This is a genomic window from Pseudomonas sp. 39004 (assembly GCF_028682155.1).
In the GTDB taxonomy this organism is placed as follows: domain Bacteria; phylum Pseudomonadota; class Gammaproteobacteria; order Pseudomonadales; family Pseudomonadaceae; genus Aquipseudomonas; species Aquipseudomonas capeferrum.
Window position 1 is genome coordinate 1 of sequence record NZ_JANIAG010000119.1, and the last position, 17,423, is coordinate 17,423.

General features: G+C 63.5%; 23 protein-coding genes. 12 read left to right on the top strand and 11 right to left on the bottom strand.

Annotated features, from left to right (window positions below; translation table 11 throughout):
• Window positions 1-215: 215 nt before the first annotated feature.
• Together NP534_RS18990 and NP534_RS18995 are read left to right on the top strand one after the other, a co-directional pair.
• Window positions 216-563 carry an HPF/RaiA family ribosome-associated protein gene (locus NP534_RS18990; protein WP_027595269.1) on the top strand — a complete coding sequence of 116 codons (348 nt, stop codon included), beginning with the start codon at window positions 216-218 and terminating at the stop codon, window positions 561-563.
• A 122-nt stretch (window positions 564-685) separates the two neighbouring features.
• On the top strand, window positions 686-976 hold the full coding sequence (locus NP534_RS18995; protein WP_033702905.1) for a DUF3509 domain-containing protein: 291 nt from the start codon (window positions 686-688) through the stop codon (window positions 974-976).
• A 14-nt stretch (window positions 977-990) separates the two neighbouring features.
• On the opposite strand, the gene NP534_RS19000 is transcribed toward NP534_RS18995, so the two are convergent.
• Window positions 991-1,461 carry a phosphate-starvation-inducible protein PsiE gene (locus tag NP534_RS19000; RefSeq protein ID WP_012274137.1) on the bottom strand — a complete coding sequence of 157 codons (471 nt, stop codon included), beginning with the start codon at window positions 1,459-1,461 and terminating at the stop codon, window positions 991-993.
• A 232-nt stretch (window positions 1,462-1,693) separates the two neighbouring features.
• Between NP534_RS19000 and NP534_RS19005 the strand changes: the two genes are divergently transcribed.
• The gene (locus NP534_RS19005; protein WP_033702906.1) at window positions 1,694-1,957 is read left to right on the top strand and encodes a YebG family protein; all 264 of its coding nucleotides are present in this window, start codon (window positions 1,694-1,696) and stop codon (window positions 1,955-1,957) included.
• Window positions 1,958-2,015: 58 nt separating this feature from the next.
• Here the strand turns inward: NP534_RS19005 and NP534_RS19010 are convergent, their stop codons facing one another.
• Window positions 2,016-3,035 (bottom strand): Leu/Phe/Val dehydrogenase, encoded by a 1,020-nt coding sequence (locus tag NP534_RS19010; protein ID WP_033702907.1) that lies wholly within the window; start codon window positions 3,033-3,035, stop codon window positions 2,016-2,018.
• A 125-nt stretch (window positions 3,036-3,160) separates the two neighbouring features.
• Here NP534_RS19010 and NP534_RS19015 point away from each other — a divergent pair, with 125 nt between their 5' ends.
• A complete protein-coding gene (locus NP534_RS19015; protein ID WP_033702908.1) occupies window positions 3,161-3,967 on the top strand; it encodes a SirB1 family protein in 807 nt (268 codons plus the stop codon).
• On the opposite strand, the gene maiA is transcribed toward NP534_RS19015, so the two are convergent.
• From maiA to hmgA, 3 genes are read right to left on the bottom strand one after another with little or no spacing between them, the layout of a single operon-like run.
• The gene (maiA, locus tag NP534_RS19020; RefSeq protein ID WP_274099714.1) at window positions 3,961-4,593 is read right to left on the bottom strand and encodes a maleylacetoacetate isomerase; all 633 of its coding nucleotides are present in this window, start codon (window positions 4,591-4,593) and stop codon (window positions 3,961-3,963) included. The genes NP534_RS19015 and maiA overlap by 7 nt on opposite strands.
• A 13-nt stretch (window positions 4,594-4,606) precedes the next feature.
• Window positions 4,607-5,899, bottom strand: coding sequence for a fumarylacetoacetase (gene fahA, locus NP534_RS19025; RefSeq protein WP_274099715.1), 1,293 nt, complete (start codon window positions 5,897-5,899; stop codon window positions 4,607-4,609).
• A 3-nt stretch (window positions 5,900-5,902) separates the two neighbouring features.
• Window positions 5,903-7,204 carry a homogentisate 1,2-dioxygenase gene (gene hmgA, locus NP534_RS19030; protein WP_274099716.1) on the bottom strand — a complete coding sequence of 434 codons (1,302 nt, stop codon included), beginning with the start codon at window positions 7,202-7,204 and terminating at the stop codon, window positions 5,903-5,905.
• Window positions 7,205-7,401: 197 nt separating this feature from the next.
• On the opposite strand from hmgA, the gene NP534_RS19035 reads away from it, so the two are divergent.
• Window positions 7,402-8,184 carry an IclR family transcriptional regulator gene (locus tag NP534_RS19035; RefSeq protein ID WP_274099717.1) on the top strand — a complete coding sequence of 261 codons (783 nt, stop codon included), beginning with the start codon at window positions 7,402-7,404 and terminating at the stop codon, window positions 8,182-8,184.
• A gap of 248 nt (window positions 8,185-8,432) precedes the next feature.
• Here NP534_RS19035 and NP534_RS19040 read toward each other — a convergent pair whose 3' ends face one another.
• The 3 genes from NP534_RS19040 to NP534_RS19050 form a co-directional block, all read right to left on the bottom strand.
• Entirely contained in the window at window positions 8,433-9,338 is a 906-nt protein-coding gene (locus NP534_RS19040; protein ID WP_156311117.1) for an alpha/beta fold hydrolase, read from the bottom strand.
• A gap of 176 nt (window positions 9,339-9,514) precedes the next feature.
• Window positions 9,515-10,201, bottom strand: a complete 687-nt coding sequence (locus NP534_RS19045; protein ID WP_274099718.1) for an LrgB family protein — start codon at window positions 10,199-10,201, stop codon at window positions 9,515-9,517.
• Entirely contained in the window at window positions 10,191-10,577 is a 387-nt protein-coding gene (locus NP534_RS19050) for a CidA/LrgA family protein (protein ID WP_274099719.1), read from the bottom strand. The genes NP534_RS19045 and NP534_RS19050 overlap by 11 nt, the downstream gene beginning before the upstream one ends.
• A gap of 96 nt (window positions 10,578-10,673) precedes the next feature.
• Between NP534_RS19050 and NP534_RS19055 the strand changes: the two genes are divergently transcribed.
• Complete coding sequence (locus NP534_RS19055) at window positions 10,674-11,555, top strand: LysR family transcriptional regulator (RefSeq protein WP_274099720.1); 882 nt, start codon at window positions 10,674-10,676, stop codon at window positions 11,553-11,555.
• 18 nt (window positions 11,556-11,573) lie between these two features.
• Here NP534_RS19055 and NP534_RS19060 read toward each other — a convergent pair whose 3' ends face one another.
• Window positions 11,574-12,029 carry a flavodoxin gene (locus NP534_RS19060; protein ID WP_274099721.1) on the bottom strand — a complete coding sequence of 152 codons (456 nt, stop codon included), beginning with the start codon at window positions 12,027-12,029 and terminating at the stop codon, window positions 11,574-11,576.
• 113 nt (window positions 12,030-12,142) lie between these two features.
• Between NP534_RS19060 and NP534_RS19065 the strand changes: the two genes are divergently transcribed.
• Both NP534_RS19065 and NP534_RS19070 read left to right on the top strand, forming a co-directional pair.
• On the top strand, window positions 12,143-12,571 hold the full coding sequence (locus tag NP534_RS19065) for a PAS domain S-box protein (protein WP_274099722.1): 429 nt from the start codon (window positions 12,143-12,145) through the stop codon (window positions 12,569-12,571).
• Between the two features lie 59 nt (window positions 12,572-12,630).
• Window positions 12,631-13,248, top strand: coding sequence for a hypothetical protein (locus NP534_RS19070; RefSeq protein ID WP_274099723.1), 618 nt, complete (start codon window positions 12,631-12,633; stop codon window positions 13,246-13,248).
• On the opposite strand, the gene NP534_RS19075 is transcribed toward NP534_RS19070, so the two are convergent.
• Window positions 13,233-14,183 carry a MerR family transcriptional regulator gene (locus tag NP534_RS19075; RefSeq protein ID WP_274099724.1) on the bottom strand — a complete coding sequence of 317 codons (951 nt, stop codon included), beginning with the start codon at window positions 14,181-14,183 and terminating at the stop codon, window positions 13,233-13,235. The two genes, NP534_RS19070 and NP534_RS19075, sit on opposite strands and share 16 nt — an antisense overlap.
• Window positions 14,184-14,402: 219 nt before the next feature.
• On the opposite strand from NP534_RS19075, the gene NP534_RS19080 reads away from it, so the two are divergent.
• Genes NP534_RS19080 through NP534_RS19095 form a run of 4 tightly spaced genes read left to right on the top strand, consistent with a single transcriptional unit; the run spans window position 14,403 to window position 16,382 of the window.
• Window positions 14,403-14,963: an antibiotic biosynthesis monooxygenase gene (locus NP534_RS19080; RefSeq protein WP_274099725.1), complete on the top strand. Its 561-nt coding sequence runs from the start codon at window positions 14,403-14,405 to the stop codon at window positions 14,961-14,963.
• 32 nt (window positions 14,964-14,995) lie between these two features.
• Window positions 14,996-15,742, top strand: a complete 747-nt coding sequence (folM, locus tag NP534_RS19085; RefSeq protein ID WP_274099726.1) for a dihydromonapterin reductase — start codon at window positions 14,996-14,998, stop codon at window positions 15,740-15,742.
• Window positions 15,743-15,751: 9 nt separating this feature from the next.
• Window positions 15,752-16,048: a DUF1244 domain-containing protein gene (locus NP534_RS19090; protein WP_033702921.1), complete on the top strand. Its 297-nt coding sequence runs from the start codon at window positions 15,752-15,754 to the stop codon at window positions 16,046-16,048.
• Window positions 16,041-16,382 carry a HopJ type III effector protein gene (locus tag NP534_RS19095; RefSeq protein WP_033702922.1) on the top strand — a complete coding sequence of 114 codons (342 nt, stop codon included), beginning with the start codon at window positions 16,041-16,043 and terminating at the stop codon, window positions 16,380-16,382. Before NP534_RS19090 ends, NP534_RS19095 begins: the two co-directional genes overlap by 8 nt.
• A 67-nt stretch (window positions 16,383-16,449) precedes the next feature.
• Here NP534_RS19095 and NP534_RS19100 read toward each other — a convergent pair whose 3' ends face one another.
• Window positions 16,450-17,358 carry an alpha/beta hydrolase family protein gene (locus NP534_RS19100; protein ID WP_274099727.1) on the bottom strand — a complete coding sequence of 303 codons (909 nt, stop codon included), beginning with the start codon at window positions 17,356-17,358 and terminating at the stop codon, window positions 16,450-16,452.
• Window positions 17,359-17,423: the final 65 nt, after the last annotated feature.

Sequence of the window (17,423 nt, forward strand, 5' to 3'; positions counted from 1 at the left end):
TCAATTCTCATAAGCAAAGCATTGGCAGTCGTATGCCTGTTGCGCAGGAGGTTGCGCGGCCCTCGGGGTGCATTTGCAACAAGAAATTTATTTTCACAAAGGGCTTGAAATCATGCCTCAGTTGCCTGACCTTAGAGTCAAGAGGCGCAGAAATTCCAAGGGTCTCAAGGGCCTAGGCACGCCTCCATGCGAGCAAGCTGAATAAGGATTGAATCATGCAAATCCAGGTCAACAGCAGCAACCATATCGAAGGTAACGCACGGCTCGACGAGTGGGTCCGCAGTACGCTGGAAAGCTCACTCGAACGTTACGAGGACGACCTCACCCGCATCGAGGTCCACCTGCGCGACGAGAACGGCGCCAAGCCCGGACCGCATGACAAACGTTGCCAGATGGAGGCTCGCCCGAAAGGCCACCAGCCGATTTCCGTGACCCACACCGCCACCTCGCTGGACCAGGCGGTCGATGGTGCCGCTACCAAGCTCAACCATGCGCTGGAACACTTCTACGGCAAGCTGCGCAGCAAGCGCGGTGTGCTGGAACTGAGTGACCCAGACGCCTGATGGTTGCAACAAAACGCCCGGCCTAGAGCCGGGCGTTTTCGTTTCTGCCGATCAACGGCGCTGAACCAACGAGGTTTTTGTCCGGTCAACCTGTGCAATCCATTTGCTGCAGAAGCATGACCATGAACAACCCATTCGAACTCATCAGCGCCGCCTTCGCCCCCGAGTACCGGGTCAACCTGAGCATCGCCAACCTCGATGGCAGCATCATGCTGACCCTGTCCGACGACGCCGGCGTGGTCGCCAAGCGCCTGATCAGCCAGGCCCAGCGCAACGACCCGGTGCGCCTGCAGCGGGTCATCGACAGCATCCGCCTGGGCCTGGCCATCGAACTCGGCCAGAACCCCATGCAGGTGCTTGCCGCGCTGACCCGTGATGCGCAACACGCGCCGCGTCACTTCGTGGCCAACTAGGGTTGGCCTGGGGGCTACTTGCCCTCCTCCACTTCCTTGCCGTTGGCATCCAGCACCTTGGTCGAGGGGTAGCGGTACGAGGCGTAGCGCACCACCAGGATCGAGAACGCCAGCAGCAGGATGCCACCGCACAGGTACAGCAGGCCCTCATCCGGCGCCTTGTGGTGCGAGACATCGCCGATCAGCAGGCGCGTCAGCGCAGTGATCGCCACGTACAGCAGGAAGCGGATGGGCATGTGGTTGGTCTTGAAGTAGATCCCGACCATCGCCCCCAGCTCCAGGTAGATGAACAGCAGCAGGATGTCATCGACACTGACCCCGCCCTTGCCGAGCATGTCCAGAAACGTCACCACCGCCGCGTAGGCGGTGATGGCGCCAATGCCGAACAGCGCCAGATAATGGAATGCCTCGACACACAGGTTGCCCAGCGAGTCGGCCGAGCCGTGCAGGCCCTTGCGCAGCTTTTCAGCCCATTTGATGTTCACGATTGTCCCATTCCCCGATACGCCATGAAGGATAATGCGCCACCTCTGTGACGCTTGTGCCTTGCAGTTAAAGGGCCAGGCCCCCCGCTTTGGAAGGCGACCGATTGCCGCAAGGCACCTGTGGGCTACGCTTTTGCGCAAGATTCTGGTTGCGCAACGATGCCCGATGCCATTACTGTATATAGATACAGTAAAACGCAACCCAACCAGCAAAAAGGCATAGAGGTGATGAATGGCCGTCGAAGTGGTGTACCGCAGCAGCCGCGACCCGGAGCGCTTGTTCATGGATAAGGCCGAAGCAGATCGTCACGACAAGATGCTCGAACTGGCCGAGCGCCTGGCCGAAGTGCTGCACAAGGCAGTGCCATCGCTGACCGAGCAACAGGTCGAAGAAGCCGGTATCTACATGGCCAAGAACCGTGATGTGTTCGCCCGGGCGTTCAAGAGCCAGCCAGACGCCTTGGCCGAGCTGCTCGATGGCCAAGCAGCCGAATAGTATCGCGCGGCATTTGGGGGCGCAGGTTTAACCGCTCCCACAGGCAACAACGCCGCACTCAACCGTAGAGCAACCGCTCCGCCAGCATCTGTGCCACCCGCGCCGGCGAACGTTTCTCCGCCTGGGCATGGCCAAACACTTCGGTCAGCCGCGTCGGAATACGCGCCAGGTGCGCTGTGATTGTGCTCAGGTCCTCACCCCGATGGGTCAATGCCACATAGATCAGCCCACCGGCATTGATGACATAGTCAGGCGCATACAAGATGCCGCGCGACTCCAGTTGGTCGGCCACCTGCAGGGTGGTCAGCTGATTGTTCGCCGCCCCCGCCACCGCCGCGCAACGCAGTTGCATCACGCTCTGCCCGTTGAGCACCGGCCCCACGCCACAAGGGGCGAAGATATCGCAGGGGGTGCTGATCAAGGCATCGTTGGTCACCGGGTGCGCATTGAACTGCTCGACTGCCAAGCGCACACGCCCAGGGTCCAGGTCACTCACCAGCAGCTCCGCCCCCGCCGCGTGCAATTGCTCGGCCAAGGCATAGCCAACGTTGCCCAAGCCTTGCACCGCAACCCGCAAGCCTTCCAGGTTGTAGCTGCCCAGGCGGGCATAGGACGTGGCGCGAATACCCGCGAACACCCCCATGGCGGCATGCGGTGAAGGGTCACCCGAGGCCGTGGTGCTGGTCACATGCGGGGTACTCTGGGCGATGCAGTCCATGTCCACGGTCGAGGTACCGCTGTCTACGGCGGTAATGAAACGCCCCTGCAGGGTGTCGACGAAACGGCCGAATGCCTCGAACAGCGCAGCGCGGTTTTCGACATGGGGGTTGCGCATGATCACCGCCTTGCCCCCCCCCAGCGGCAAACCCGCCAGCGCGGCCTTGTAGCTCATGCCCTGGGCCAGGCGGATCGCGTCGGTCATGGCGCTCTCGTCATCGGCGTAAGGCAGGTAGCGACACCCGCCCATGGCGGGGCCCAGTTGCTCGCTGTGGATAACCACCACGGCCTTGAGCCCCGTGGGCGGGTCGATGAACAAGTGCAACGATTGGGTACGGGTACTTTGCATGAGTGCGAACATCGGCGGGCTCCCCAACGAGGTGCTCCTAGCAGTATAGGCACGCCCGCGAGGGTAGAGCCTTGGTCAGACCACTGGACGAAACAGCGCGCCACGGCTAATAGTTAAACGTGTGTGGAGATACCCCCATGAAGCCACGTCAAGCCTGCCTGGCCTGCCTGGAACGCGAGCCTGTCGCCCTGCTGGAAGCCGCATTGTGGATTGCCGCCGAGCACGACGCTGCTGTCGAGCCCGCGCACAGCCTCGCCCTGCTGCACGACCTGCACCGCGAGATCAACGCCAACCTGCCGATGCTGCCCCTGTGCGAACTGGCCCAGCCGCTGCTGCGCCAACTCAATGCACTGGGTTTTCAGCAAGACGAATATCACCCATTGCGGCCCCAAGCGGCGTTGCTGAACAACGTCCTGCAACGCCGCCGTGGCCAACCGTTGACCCTGGCCATTCTTGCGCTGGAGCTGGCGGGGCGCCTGTCCATCCCGCTGGAAGGCGTGGGCTTCCCCGGCCACTTCCTGCTGCGCGTGCCCGGCGCCGACCACCTGCTTGACCCCTGCGGTGGCAGGCGCCTGTACCCCAGCGACTGCCGTGACCTGCTGGCCCGCCAGTTCGGCCCCCACGTGCCGCTTAACGCAGAGCACATGCGCACGGCCAGCCCACGGCAGATGCTGCAACGCCTGTCACGCAACCTGCGCCAGTTGCACATCAGCAACGACAACCACCTGGCGGCGCTGATCGATGCCGAGCGGGTCATGCAGCTGGGCCCGGTGCAAGTCAGCGACTACACCACCCGCGCTTCGCTGTACCAATCCCTGGATTGCCCGCAGGCCGAGCGCTTCGACCTGGAGCATGCCCTGCTACTGACGGACGACCCGGTGCAACGCCTGAAGCTGTCCGAACGTATCGGCAAACTCCCGGCGCCAACCCATTCCATTCACTGAACCGGGGTATCGGGCTGCTGCGAGGGGTGCGCCTTGGCGAACGCCGGGTGCTGGGCAGCCAGTGCCGCAACGCGACGCAGCCGCGGGTAGCCGCTGAGGTCAATGTTGAAGCGCTCGGCAGCGTACAGCTGCGGCAGCAGGTAGACATCCGCCAACCCCGGCTCATCGCCAAAGCAAAAGCCGTGCTCGCCGATCAGTTGCTCCACCGCCGACAGCCCTTGGCTGATCCAGTGCGCGATCCACTGGTTGACCTGAGCCTCGTCCTGGCCGGCCTGGCGCAGCAGGTTGAGCACGCTGACGTTGTGCAGCGGGTGAATGTCGCAACCGATGATCGCCGCCACACCGCGCACCTTGGCGCGCGCTTCGGCCGTGTCCGGCAGCAGCGCAGGCTGTGGATAAACCTCTTCCAGGTATTCGATGATCGCCGGTGACTGCACCAACAGCGCACCGCTGTCGGTGCGCAGGGCCGGCACTCGGCCCTGCGGGTTCACCGCGACATAGCCCGCATCGCGCTGCTCGCCCTTGAGCAGGTTGACCGGCAGTGACTGGTAATCCAGCCCCTTGAGCGCCAGCGCGATGCGTACCCGATAGGACGAGGTGGAACGGTAATAGGTGTACAGCTCCATACCCCTGCCCCCCTCAGTTGGCCGCGATGACGGTGCCGCGGCATTCGCCGAAGCCGATGCTGGCCACGCCATCACGCGTGCACCGGGCGCGCAGGATGATCTCGTCGCCGTCTTCGAGGAACTTGCGCACCTCGCCACTGGCCAGTTCCACCGGCAGCTTGCCGCCCTCGGTGATCTCCAGCAGGCTGCCAAAGGAGCCCGGCGTTGCGCCCGACAACGTACCCGACCCGAACAGGTCGCCCGGTTGCAGCTGGCAACCGTTGACGCTGTGGTGGGCCACCATCTGCGCCACGGTCCAGTACATGCTGCGGGTGTTGCTCAGGGTCAGGCGGTGAGCGGCAAGGCCTTGCTCGCGCATGCGCTCGGTGAGCAGCAGCACTTCAAGCTCGATATCAAATGCGCCATTGGCTTGGTCACGCGCGTCCACCAGGTACGACAGCGGCTGCGGATCGCCTTGCGGGCGCGCCGGTTGTGCCGTGCGGAACGGCTCCAGGGCTTCGGCGGTCACCACCCAGGGCGAAACGCTGGTAATGAAACTCTTGGACAGGAACGGCCCCAGTGGCTGGTATTCCCAGGCCTGGATATCACGCGCCGACCAGTCGTTGAGCAGGCAGAAGCCGGCCACATGCTCGGCGGCATCACCCACCGGGATCGACTGGCCCATGTCGTTGCCCTGGCCGATCCAGATACCCAGCTCCAGCTCGTAGTCCAGGCGTGCGCAGGGGCCGAAGCTCGGCTCGCTGTGCCCGGCCGGCAAGGTCTGGCCCTTGGGGCGGCGCACATCGGTACCGGACGGACGGATGGTCGACGCACGGCCGTGATAACCGATTGGCACGTGCTTGTAGTTGGGCAGCAGCGGGTTGTCCGGGCGGAACAGCTTGCCGACGTTCTTGGCGTGTTCGATGCCGACATAGAAATCGGTGTAGTCGCCGATGCGGGCCGGTACATGCAGTTGGCAATCAGCGGCCGGGTACAGCGCGGCGTTGAGCGCCGACTGGTGTTCGCTGTGTTCGCCGAGCAGTACCAGCAAGCGCTCGCGCAGGGCCACACGGGCGCCACGGCCGAGGGCAAAGAAGGCGTTCAGCGCACCGCCGCGGGTGGCTTCTGCCGCCGCCTTGGCTTCACCTTCGAACAGCCCCGCGGCAAGTACTGCCTCCAGGTCAAGAATGGCATCGCCGATGGCCACGCCGCAGCGCAGCGCTTCACCCGGCCGGCTGAAGATGCCCAACGGCAGGTTCTGCAGCGGGAAATCGCTGTGCCCGTTGGCATGCTCGACCCAGCTACGGGTAATGGCGGTCTGGTTCATGGGTTATCTCCGGTTCGGGTTGAAGGTGCTCGGCAAGGTGGCCCAGCAACTATCGTAGTCGGCCTGCAATTGCGGGCATTCGAGTGCATGGCGGCTCGGGCGCAGCACTTGGCTGGTCTCGAACATGAAGGCCATGGTGTTGTCGATCTTGTGCGGCGCAAGGTCGGCGGCGATGGCCTTGTCGCAGGTATCGGCGTCCGGGCCGTGGGCGCTCATGACCCCGTGCAGCGAGGCGCCGCCAGGCAGGAAGCCCTCGGCCTTGGCATCGTAGGCACCCTGGATCAGGCCCATGAACTCGTTCATCAGGTTGCGGTGGAACCACGGTGGACGGAAGGTGTTCTCGGCCACCATCCAGCGCGGCGGGAAGATCACGAAGTCCATGTTGGCCAGGCCATGCACGCTGGTGGGCGAGGTCAGCACGGTGAAGATGGACGGGTCGGGGTGGTCGAAGCTGACCGTGCCAATGGTGTTGAAGCGGCGCAGGTCGTATTTGTAGGGCACGTTGCTGCCGTGCCAAGCGACCACGTCCAGCGGCGAATGCTGCAGCTCGCAGGCCCAGTGTTCGCCGAGAAACTTCTGCACCAGTTGCACGGGGCCTTCGGCCTCTTCGTAGTGCGCCACCGGGGTGAGGAAGTCACGCGGGTTGGCCAGGCCATTGCTGCCGATCGGCCCGAGGTCCGGGATACGCAGCGGCGCGCCATGGTTTTCGGCAAGGTAGCCACGGGCCTGGCCATCGAGCAGTTCGACGCGAAACTTCATGCCCCGCGGGATCACCGCGATTTCCAATGGCTCGACGTCCATGACCCCAAGCTCGGTGGCGATCCGCAGGCGGCCCTGTTCCGGCACCAGCAGCAGTTCACCGTCGGCATTGAAGAACACGCGCTCCATGGAGCGGTTGGCGCTGTAGATGTAGATGCTCACACCCGCCGGCTTGTCCGCTGGCGCATTGGCCACCATCGGCACCCAGCCTTCGATGAAGTCGGTGGGCTCGGCCGGGATCGGTTGCGGGTTCCAGCGCAGGCGGTTGGGTGTGACCGCCCCCAGCGGCCCGGCCAGTGGCTGGCGCGCCAGTCGTTCGAAACGGGGGTGCAATGCAGACGGGCGGATGCGATACAGCCAGGTGCGACGCAACTCACTGCGGCTCATGGTGAAGGCCGTGCCCGAAAGCAGTTCGGCATACAACCCATAGGGGGCTTTTTGCGGCGAGTTCTGCCCGACCGGCAAGGCGCCAGGCAGTGCTTCGCTGGCAAACTCGTTGCCGAAGCCGCTCAGGTAGTGAAGGTCGGGGGACGTGTCGCGGTTCATCGATGCCTCCGGGCTCTGGCAGAGCCGTTGCTGGCAGCTGGCTGCTGACCTGGCCCGGCGGTTTCCGAGGTCAGGCACTGGGGTGGCAGCACGTCTGCATTGTTTTTATCGTAATCAGATTACGAATAACGTAATTTGCTACGGGCAAGGCGTCAAGCTATAAAGGCGCCACTCGACGAATCCGGAAGCCTATGCCCATGGCCAAAGCCAGCTCACCCACTGATAACGGCAAGCAGAAGGTCCGCTCGGCGGAAGTCGGCACCGATATTCTCAAGGCACTCGCCGAACTCGCCCCCTCCACGTCGCTGTCACGCCTGGCAGAGCATGTGCAGATGCCGGCGAGCAAGGTGCACCGCTACCTGCAGGCGCTCATCGCCAGCGGTTTCGCCGAACAGGATGCGGCCACCAACCACTATGGCCTGGGGCGTGAAGCGTTGCGCGTGGGGTTGGCGGCGTTGGCCAGCATCGATGTGCTGAAGATCGCGGCGCTGCCGCTGTCGCAGTTGCGCGATGAGCTCAACGAAAGCTGCTTTATTGCCGTATGGGGCAACCAGGGCGCGACGGTGGTCAGCATTGAACCGGCGGTGCGCGCGGTCACGGTGGTGACCCAGATTGGCTCAGTGCTGCCGCTGCTCAGCTCGTCCACCGGGCTGGTGTTCGCCGCCCACCTGCCAGAGCGCGAGACCATCGACTTGCGCGACCGGGAGTTGACTGCGCTGCAGCACCAAGCCTGCGACTACGCAGCCTTGCTGGAAGGCATTCGCGTGCGTGGCCTGCACCATGTGCATGGCCTGCTGATGCCAGGTGTGGATGCGCTGTCGGCACCGGTGTTCAATGCCATGGGGCAGATCGCTGCGGTGATGACTGTGGTGGGGCCGACGTCGATATTCCATGCTGACGAACATGGCCCTGCGGCGCAGCGATTGTTGGCGGCTGCGCGGGATACCAGTTGGCGAATGGGGTATGCGCCTGCGGGTTGAGCGAAGTGGGGACTATTGCCCGAAACGTAAAGGTGAATGTCATAGGCGGCTATTTTTCCCGAGGGATCAAGCGCTTATTCTTGTCTCACTGGCCGGCATGAAGGGCACTACCCCCCGCCTTTCAGGCCTGCGAGGTTCACCGACGTAGATTTTGAAGCTCCTTGATCTAACGTCTCGATTGGCCGCTGCGATTGCAGCGGCCTTTTTTTTTGGGTGATCGCCTGAGGGCTGGGAGGGGCAAGCCCCCATCAAGACCACGCCACCTTCTGCTGCAAGAAACTCAGCGGTTGCTCACGAAAGGCCAGATAATGCCGCAGCACCTGCACCGGCGCTTCGGTATGCGGGTAATGCCCGATGCCCTGCAGCAGCACGGTATCCGGCTGCGGCACCAGCTGCCGGTAGCGTTCGACCATGCGCCCTCCCGACACCGGGTCGACCACACCGTTGATGAAACGCAGTGGCACCCCCTCGCGTTGCAACGCACCCACCCAACGCTCGCGATGCACGGTGCGCTCCGGCAAGTAGCCGACCAGCTTGTGCAAGATACGCGTGCCCCGGTTGGCGGCGATCAGGCTCCAGCAATCATCCAGCGCGCTTTCACTCGGATGGGTGCAGGGGCCATAGACCTGCGACACGTTGCGCACCAGGTCGTCCCGCCCGAACGAGCGCCCCACCAGCCAGCCCAGGCGGCTGAGCAACAGCTTCTGGATCAGCAGCATCCGGTAGCTCTCGGGGAACAGCCCGCTGTTGAGAAACACGCAACTGGCGATGTTAGCTCGCTGCTCGTGGTGCCGCGCCAGCAGCTCCTGGGCCACGCTGCCGCCATAGTCATGGGCCAGCAGGTGCACAGGCTGGTTGACCTTGAGATGGGCAAGCAACGCTTGTTGCAGGTCTGCCTGTTCCATCAGGCTGTAGGCATGGTTGACCGGCTTGGCCGAATCGCCAAAGCCGAGCATGTCGCAGGCAATCAGCCGAAAACGCTGCGCCAGGGGCGTCCATAGGTAGTGCCAGTCCCAGCTGGCGGTGGGGAAACCATGTAACAGAAGCAGGGGCTCTCCTTGCCCTGCGGTCCAGTAGCGGATGCTCTGGCCCCGGAAGATGAAACTCTGTCCCCGGGTACGCCAGACGCACAATGGAATTTCGGCCAAAGGCATCAGATCGGTCCCGGTGGAGTTGTGTTGACGGAATAGGGCAAGGCTGCGGTCATTGCATGTTACCTCGGCACTTACATGTGCTCTCTATGTCGAGGCTGAGTCTAGCCAGCAGCCCATGGGCTGAAACTTGCGTTGCCAGCCAGCTTGATGACCTTGCGAGTCAGTGGCACGAACGGTCAGAGCAGCATGGCCAGCAGCGGTGCGGCGAACAGGTTCAGCAACCCGGTCAGGACCATGACCAGGCCGGCCACGGAACCTTCTTCGCGGCCCACTTCCTGCGCCCTGCTGACCCCCGCACCATGCGCGCCCACCCCAAACAACGCGCCCCGTGCCAGCGCGGTACGCAACGGCAACCAGCGCAGCAGCATACCGCCGAACAGGGCGCCCAGTACCCCAGTGAACATCACGAACACCGCAGTCAGTTCCGGCACGCCGCCCAGGTCGTGGGCCAGCGGCATGGCAAACGGCGTGGTGATCGAGCGCGGCACCAGCGACAGGCTGGTTGCATTGTCCAGCGCCAGCAGGTGGGCCAACCCCCACGAGCTGGCGATCGAGGCTGTGCTGCCCGCCAGCATGCCCATCATCAGCGCCGGCCAGTGACGCGCCAGCAGCGCCCGCTGTTGCCAGATGGGCACGGCGAACGCCACGGTCACCGGGCCGAGCACGGCCATCAGCCAATGGGTGTTGCGGGCGTATTCGGCATAGGCGGTATGCAGCGGCACGGCTACCGCCAGCAGCAATGCAGGCACCAGGATCAGCGGAGACAGCACATAGCGCCCGCTGCGCCGGTACAGCCAGCGGCTGCCCAGGTAGGCCAGCAAGGTCAGCGCCAGCCAGAACAACGGCATGGGTTCAAGGCTCATGGCGCAAGCTCCAGCGGCACACCAGTTCGACGGTGAGTGCGGTCACTACCATGACCATCAACGTGCTCACGGCAATCACCAACAGAATGCGCCAACCTTCTTCGCGCACCAGGGTGCCGTAATCGAGCAGGCTCATCAGCGCCGGAATGAAGAACAACAACATTTCGGCCATCAGCCAGCCGGCGCCCAGTTGCAGCGTGGCCGGCTTGACCACGCCACTGGCGAACAGCAGCAGAAGCAGTGCCAGCCCCATGACCCCGGCGGGTATCGGCCAGCCCAGCCAGGCAGCCAGCTGGCCGCCGAACAGGAACAAGGCATAGAGGGTCGCCAGCTCGACGAGCAGGCGCAGGGCTTTTTTCAGTAACGCGGGTTTCATGGGGGCTTCCTCGACAGGCCCTCATTTTAAGATTTGCCTGCCTAGGCCAGAAGCGAATTGTTAGACTGGTCTGCATTCCAGAATGGAATTGGAAACATGGAATTCAAACAACTGCGCAGCTTCATCGAAGTGGTCCACCGCGGGGGCTTTACCCAGGCGGCGCAGACCCTGCACATCAGCCAGTCGGCGGTGAGCAAGCAAGTGGCTCAGCTGGAGCAGGACGTGGGCCAGCCGCTGCTTGAACGGCAAGCCTCGCAACTGCACCTGACTGCGGCCGGGCGCATCGTGCTGGAGCGCGGCGAAGCACTGCTGCGCCAGCGCCAGGCATTGCTCAGCGAACTCGATGACCTCGGCCAGATGGCTCGCGGCGAACTGCGCCTGGGCTTGCCGATGCTGGGCAGCGATGCCCTGTTTGCCGGCCTGTTCGCCGAATACCGGCAACGCTACCCGAACATCGCCATCCAGTTGCTTGAAGGCGGCAGCCGTAGCGTCGAGCAAGCGGTACGCAGCGGTGAGCTGGAACTCGGTGGTAGCCTCACGCCCAGTGACAGCGCCTTCGAGCACCAGCCTTTCTGCAACGAACCACTCGATGCCCTGCTGCCCGCCGGGCATGCGCTGGCGGGCGCGGATGGCGTGCATCTGCGGCAGCTGGCCGATACGCCGTTTCTACTGTATCAGCGCAGCTTCGTGCTCAATGACCGGTTGCTAAAGGCCTGCCAGCAACAGGGCTTCACCCCGAAAGAAGGCGGGCGCAGTGGCCAGGCGGATTTTCTGGTGGCGTTGGTGGCAGCGGGCCAGGGCGTGGTGTTGCTGCCCCGGGTGGTGGCCAAGGCCCTGGAACGCCCCGGGGTGGTGCGCTTGCCGCTGCAGGCGCCGCTGGACCTGCGCTGGGACATCGCGTTCATCTGGCGGCGGGGGGCGTACCTGTCACGGGCAGCGCAGGCGTGGTTGGCGTTGTTGCGTGAGCGCGCCCGTTGAGTCGCAGGTTGGAGCGGGTCAGGCGTTGAGGGCCTGCGCAAACGAGGCCAACCACGGTTCGGCATCGGTTTCCGGGGTCACCGTCTCACTGGCATCCAGGCGCAGCATGGGCTGCACTTCATGCACCCCCAGCTCAGCGAACAGCTCACGCATCTGCTCGCCACCGCCGCAATAGGTATCACCATAACTGGAGTCGCCCAGCGCGATCACCGCGCCCGGCAGCCCGCGCCAGGCGGCGGGCAAGGTGTCGCGGATCATGCTGTACAGCGGCATGAGGTTGTCCGGCAGCTCACCCATGCCGGTGGTCGAAGTCACCGCCAGCAATGCCTCGGGGGCAAAACCTTCTACGTCCTGCAGGGTGGCACGCGCAGCATGCCAAGCCTCATGGCCCGCAGCCTTGAGCAACAATTCGGCATGGCGGGCGACTTCTTCGGCGGTGCCGTACACCGACCCGGAAATAATGGCGACTTTCATCGGGAAGAGGATTCCGAAACTGAGTGAAAACGTAGGATACTAGCATTCAACGCTGGCAAAAGGCCGCCTCGACCCAACTACCAGCCCCCCTTTTCTTGCCCAATGGCCCGAACATGATCAACGCGCAACTGCTGCAATCGATGGTCGATGCGTCCAACGACGGCATCGTGGTCGCCGAACAGGAAGGTGAAGACACCATCCTGATCTACGTGAACGCCGCCTTCGAGCGCCTCACCGGCTACTCCCGTGACGAGATCCTCTACCAGGATTGCCGCTTTCTGCAGGCCGACGACCGTGACCAGCTAGGCCGCGCGCGTATCCGCAAGGCCTTGGCCGAGGGCCGCCCATGCCGCGAAGTGCTGCGCAATTACCGCAAGGATGGCAGCGCCTTCTGGAACGAACTGTCAATCACCCCGGTGAGAAACGACGCCGAGCAGCGCACCTACTTCATCGGCATTCAGAAGGATGTCAGCCGCCAGGTCGAACTGGAGCGCGAACTGGCAGAAATGCACGCTCGTCCGAAATCCGATCTACGCTCCTGAACCAAGCGCGCCACGCACGGTCAATCCCGTTGAAGAAATCGCCACCGCCGAGTTCGATCATGCAAGCAGATGCGCTCCTGACCCAGGACGAGCTGGATTTCATACAGAACATGCAGCACTCGCCCCAGTTTAATCTGGCTGACACGATGTCCAGCCTGCTGGTCAATGGCGACCGCCGGATTCAGACCTTGCTCACCCGCCTGGTGGCCAACGAGCAGGTGACCTTGCAGGCGCAGTTCAACAACCAGCAGATCAGCTTTCCGCTGCAACTGGTGGAAGACGAGTTCCATGCCCTGCACCTGCAGCTGGGCTCCCCGGAAATTTACGAAGACGGCCCGATGCTGCGCCCATGGCGCTTGTCCATGGACCAGCCAAGCGCCTTGCTCGATGCACATGATCAGCAAAGCGGCCTGTGGGTTCGCGAGATCTCGTTCAAGGGCGCTTTGCTGGAGATCCGCGACCTGGCACAAGCCCCTGCGCGCTTCGAATTGTGCTTCGCACCTGCCGGCATTGCCCCTATCGAGCTGCACGGTGTGCTGCGTCGGCGCATTGGCCCCGACCTTGCGGCCTACGATTTGAGCTGCAGCCCCGCCGAAGAGATCGAGCGCCTGCGCGAATACATCCTGCAAGCCCATCGTCAGGCTCACCCGGAGCTGCACAGTCAGGTATCGAGCTGACCGGCCAAAAACTGTCGCAGCCGTTGGCGCATCACGCTGCCTTGTGCCCCCAGGCACGCTACCGGGCTGCCTGCCAGGCTGTCCTGGGCCAGCTCGGCCACTTCACCGGCCAGCAGCAACGGGCATTCAAGGCCCACCACCAAGCGCCCAAGGCGCTTGCTCAACTCGGCGGTCGGCGCCTGGTTGGAGAACAGCACCAAGGCATCAGGCCTGAGCCGCTCGCAAATCAGCGTCAGCTCTTGCAAAGGCTGCCCTGGCGCCAACACGCTTACCTCCACCTCGTCGCACCCCAGCAACAAGGCTGTCACCAGCAATTCCAACTCGTGACAAGGCCCCGCCAATGGCGCCAGCAAGACGCTGCGGCTGCGCGGCATGCGCGATAGCTGCAAGCGCACGAACACGCGGCTGCGCAAGAACTGATCGAAAAACAGCCATTCACTGGCCTGGCCGAAGGCCCGCTGGCCGTAGCCGCCTTGGCCTGCCGCAAGGTCGTGCCACACCGGCATGAAGATTTCGCCGAACACCTGATCCAGCGAATGGCTCGCGAACGCCTTGTCGAACAGACGGTGCAGGCGCGTGCCATCAAAGCGCAGAACCGCCTCGTGTATCTGCTGCCGCCATCTCAGCCGGGCACTTTGCTCATCACCGTTTTCCTCCACCAGCGCCTGGCTGCGGACAAGGATGCTACCCACCTTGCTCACTGCAACGCCGCGCTCCAGCCAGCCGAGGATATTGCGGATATCATCGATATCGGCTTGGGAGTACAGGCGATGGCCACTGTCGGTACGGGTGGGCTGAATGAGCCCATAGCGGCGCTCCCAGGCGCGCAGGGTCACCGGGTTTACGCCCGTCAGGCGGGAGACTTCACGAATCGGGAACAGCTCCTGGTGTTGCAGTCCCTCGTCGACCGGCGAGGTACGTCCCTGTTTGCTCATCTGCACTGAGTACCCTGTGTGCGGAAGTTGAACGCGCATATTACTACGAAGAGCATAGTGCGCATGTTAACAACTGTTCGCCCCCTTGCTCTTGCCGTACGAAGCCATATCGCGATAATTCGCGCCCGATTCTTGCTTGCATGCCTGCGTCGCCCACCACCCCGGGCGACGCCGCCAAGGGGCCAGCTACCCGCCAGCCCCGTCGTCAGGAGATACATGATGTCTACCCCACCCGTCACCCTGCTGGTGTCGCGCCGCGCTGCCCATGGCCGCTACCAGGCCCTGCTGGCCTGGCTCCACGAAGGCGAGCAACTGGCCACCGACTTTCCCGGCTACCTCGGTTCGGGCATCTTCGCACCGCCCCGAGATAGCGATGAATTCCAGATCATCTTTCGCTTCAGCGACGAACCCACCCTGCACGCCTGGGAACACTCCGCCTCACGCCGGGCCTGGCTGCAACGTGGCAACGGGCTGTTCGAACGCCCCAAAGAAGCGCGTGTGAGCGGTATCGATGACTGGTTTGGCACCAATAAGGTGCAAAAACCTCCACGCTGGAAGCAGGCAGTCGCCATCTGGCTGGCCTTTTTCCCGGTCTCGTTGCTGTTCAACCTGTTGTTCGGGCATTGGCTGGCAGGCATGGACCTGGTGCCACGTGTAATGCTCAGTACCCTGGCCCTGACGCCTGTGATGGTGTACCTGTTCATCCCCCTCTCCACGCGCCTGCTGGCGGGCTGGCTGCAGGCTGCCCCGGCTACTGCTGCAGCCCTGCGCAGCCGCTGAGGGCTGGTCTACAAGAGGGAAACAGTTCGGGTATGCTGGGCGGCAACGAAAGGACAGACAAGTTGACCGCCCCGAACATGAACAGCCCAATTCTCGTTACCGGAGCCAGCCAGCGCGTCGGGCTGGCCCTGGCCCTCGAACTGGCGCAAGCCGGCCATACGGTGGTCAGTGCCAGCCGCAGCCTGCAGCCGCAGCCCGCACACCCCAACATCGTGCAGTTCCAGGCCGACCTGTGCCAGGCTGCCGACCGCCAGGCGCTGATCGACTACCTGCAAGGCCACTACGACGGCTTGCGCGCGATCATCCACAACGCGTCCCTGTGGCTCGACGATGGCCTGGCCAACCTCGACACCATGTTCCGCCTGCACGTCGAAGCGCCCTACCACCTCAACCTGGCCCTCGGCGAGATGCTGGGCAAGGCAGGCAGCGTGGGCAAGGCCGACATCATCCACATTTGCGATGAAACCTCTTCGCGGGGCAGCAAGAGCCACATCGGCTACGCCGCCACCAAGGCCGCGCTGCAGAACATGGTGCTGTCGTTCGCCGAAAAGTACGCGCCCAAGGTGCACGTCAACGGTATCCTGCCCGGGCTGCTGATCCTCAAGGAAGGGGGTGACGAAGCCTACCGCCAGCAGACCCTGAAAAAGGCCCTGCTGGAATTCGAGCCCGGCGCCGGCCCGCTGATCGACACGGTCAAATACCTGCTCGAAAGCCAGTACAGTACCGGTAGCCAGGTGGTCATCAACGGTGGCCGCCACCTGAAGAATCGCATGACCTGAGAGAAGCCCATGACCCCGCAACAACAGCTCGAACTCGAAGCCGCCGCGTTCCGGCGCCTGGTCGACCACCTGCAAAAACGCACCGACGTGCAGAACATCGACCTGATGAACCTGTCCGGCTTCTGCCGCAACTGCCTGTCCAAGTGGTACAAGGCCGCTGCCGACGAGCGCCAAGTCGATGTCAGCCTGGATGACGCCCGCGAAGCGGTGTACGGCATGCCCTACGCCGAGTGGAAAGCCCAATACCAGAAAGAAGCCAGCGCCGAACAACACGCGGCGTTCGAAAAAGGAAAACCTCGTGACTGATCTGAACACCCTGCGCGCCAGCCTGAAAAGCGGCGAACACGTCTTTGCCGATACCTTGGCGTTCATCGCCGCCCACTACAGCTATCAGCCACAGGCCTTCAACAACGGCGGCGTGGAAAATGCCGCCGGGCAGAACGAAGGCTCGTGCAAGACCCTGGGGCTGGCGCTGCTGGAAGGCTTGAGCGATGAAGAGGCCCTGCTGGCCTTCGGTGAGCATTATCGCGATGTGGTGGCCACGCCTGAGGGCAGCGACCATGGCAATATCCGTGCGCTGATCGCGCATGGCCTGGCTGGGGTGAAGTTCACCGGGCAGCCACTTTCGCGTAAGGCTTGAAATTACTGGGGCCGCTTTGCGGCCCTTTCGCGACGCGAGGCGCGCCTACAACGTTAGGCGACCCCTGTTATTTGATGACCGTCCCCGGCACCTCTTCGGGCAAACCGCCCTGCTGCAACCACGCCAAGGCAATCGGCCACAGGCTGCCCCGAAAGCGGTCATGGAAAAACGCAAAATGGCCAATTTCCTCGACCGAGATATCCACAGGTGCAATACGCAGGTGCTGACGCTCAGCCCCCTGCAGGTACCCTAGCAATCGCTCTGTAGCCGCCACAGTGCCAAACGGGTCATCGGTCAGGCTGATTGCCAGCGTCGCCGCCCGCACCTGTGCAAACGGCACCCTCTGCAACCGTTGCCCGCTTGGCCGGTGCTCATAGCGTGGCGTACGGGTCGTCCAGTCGTGCACCACTCCGGCCGGCGTGTCTTCCATCCAGCCCAGGCGCTTGCCGGGGAAGTAGCCGAACGCACGGGTCAGCAAGGGCATCACCAGATGCCATTTTCCGAACAGCCGCCAACGCTGATCAGCGGCGTAATCGCGCCAGTAGGCGAACTGCGCACCCACCATCACCACCCGCCTGACCTGCCCGGCAGACGGTGCCAACCCCACCGCGCAACCGCCGAAGCTATGCCCCACCACATCCACCGGTTGCCCGGGAAATGCCTGCGCGGCGTGGGCCAGCATGGCTTCGAAGTCCAGCCGGCCCCAGTCGCTCCAGGACGCCTGAAAACCGCGCAGTGAAGGCGGCCGTGATTCGCCGATGCCTCGGTAATCGTAGGTCAGCACATCACAGCCTTGGGCGAACAGGTAGTCGGCAAAGCGAGCGTAATAGCGGCAACGCACGGAGGTGGCGGCGTTGATGATCACCAGCGGGCGCTGGGGGTTGGCCTGGGCGTGGCGCCAGCAGAAGCCGCCGAGGCTGTAGCCGTCGGCTGCGGTGTGGCGAAAGGCGGTGGCCGGTTGGGTGAGGCTGCTCATGGCGCGCGTCCTGTTGTTGTGCGCCAACGCTAGCAAAAAAATCGGGGGCTGTACCGGCCTCTTCG

Excerpts from the sequence above, each read along its gene's own strand:
- NP534_RS18990 (WP_027595269.1), top strand. The coding sequence starts at position 216 with ATGCAAATCCAGGTCAACAGCAGCAACCATATCGAAGGTAACGCACGG.
- NP534_RS18995 (WP_033702905.1), top strand. The coding sequence starts at position 686 with ATGAACAACCCATTCGAACTCATCAGCGCCGCCTTCGCCCCCGAGTAC.
- NP534_RS19005 (WP_033702906.1), top strand. The coding sequence starts at position 1,694 with ATGGCCGTCGAAGTGGTGTACCGCAGCAGCCGCGACCCGGAGCGCTTG.
- NP534_RS19010 (WP_033702907.1), bottom strand. The coding sequence starts at position 3,035 with ATGTTCGCACTCATGCAAAGTACCCGTACCCAATCGTTGCACTTGTTC.
- NP534_RS19015 (WP_033702908.1), top strand. The coding sequence starts at position 3,161 with ATGAAGCCACGTCAAGCCTGCCTGGCCTGCCTGGAACGCGAGCCTGTC.
- maiA (WP_274099714.1), bottom strand. The coding sequence starts at position 4,593 with ATGGAGCTGTACACCTATTACCGTTCCACCTCGTCCTATCGGGTACGC.
- fahA (WP_274099715.1), bottom strand. The coding sequence starts at position 5,899 with ATGAACCAGACCGCCATTACCCGTAGCTGGGTCGAGCATGCCAACGGG.
- hmgA (WP_274099716.1), bottom strand. The coding sequence starts at position 7,204 with ATGAACCGCGACACGTCCCCCGACCTTCACTACCTGAGCGGCTTCGGC.
- NP534_RS19035 (WP_274099717.1), top strand. The coding sequence starts at position 7,402 with ATGGCCAAAGCCAGCTCACCCACTGATAACGGCAAGCAGAAGGTCCGC.
- NP534_RS19040 (WP_156311117.1), bottom strand. The coding sequence starts at position 9,338 with ATGCCTTTGGCCGAAATTCCATTGTGCGTCTGGCGTACCCGGGGACAG.
- NP534_RS19045 (WP_274099718.1), bottom strand. The coding sequence starts at position 10,201 with ATGAGCCTTGAACCCATGCCGTTGTTCTGGCTGGCGCTGACCTTGCTG.
- NP534_RS19050 (WP_274099719.1), bottom strand. The coding sequence starts at position 10,577 with ATGAAACCCGCGTTACTGAAAAAAGCCCTGCGCCTGCTCGTCGAGCTG.
- NP534_RS19055 (WP_274099720.1), top strand. The coding sequence starts at position 10,674 with ATGGAATTCAAACAACTGCGCAGCTTCATCGAAGTGGTCCACCGCGGG.
- NP534_RS19060 (WP_274099721.1), bottom strand. The coding sequence starts at position 12,029 with ATGAAAGTCGCCATTATTTCCGGGTCGGTGTACGGCACCGCCGAAGAA.
- NP534_RS19065 (WP_274099722.1), top strand. The coding sequence starts at position 12,143 with ATGATCAACGCGCAACTGCTGCAATCGATGGTCGATGCGTCCAACGAC.
- NP534_RS19070 (WP_274099723.1), top strand. The coding sequence starts at position 12,631 with ATGCAAGCAGATGCGCTCCTGACCCAGGACGAGCTGGATTTCATACAG.
- NP534_RS19075 (WP_274099724.1), bottom strand. The coding sequence starts at position 14,183 with ATGAGCAAACAGGGACGTACCTCGCCGGTCGACGAGGGACTGCAACAC.
- NP534_RS19080 (WP_274099725.1), top strand. The coding sequence starts at position 14,403 with ATGTCTACCCCACCCGTCACCCTGCTGGTGTCGCGCCGCGCTGCCCAT.
- folM (WP_274099726.1), top strand. The coding sequence starts at position 14,996 with ATGCTGGGCGGCAACGAAAGGACAGACAAGTTGACCGCCCCGAACATG.
- NP534_RS19090 (WP_033702921.1), top strand. The coding sequence starts at position 15,752 with ATGACCCCGCAACAACAGCTCGAACTCGAAGCCGCCGCGTTCCGGCGC.
- NP534_RS19100 (WP_274099727.1), bottom strand. The coding sequence starts at position 17,358 with ATGAGCAGCCTCACCCAACCGGCCACCGCCTTTCGCCACACCGCAGCC.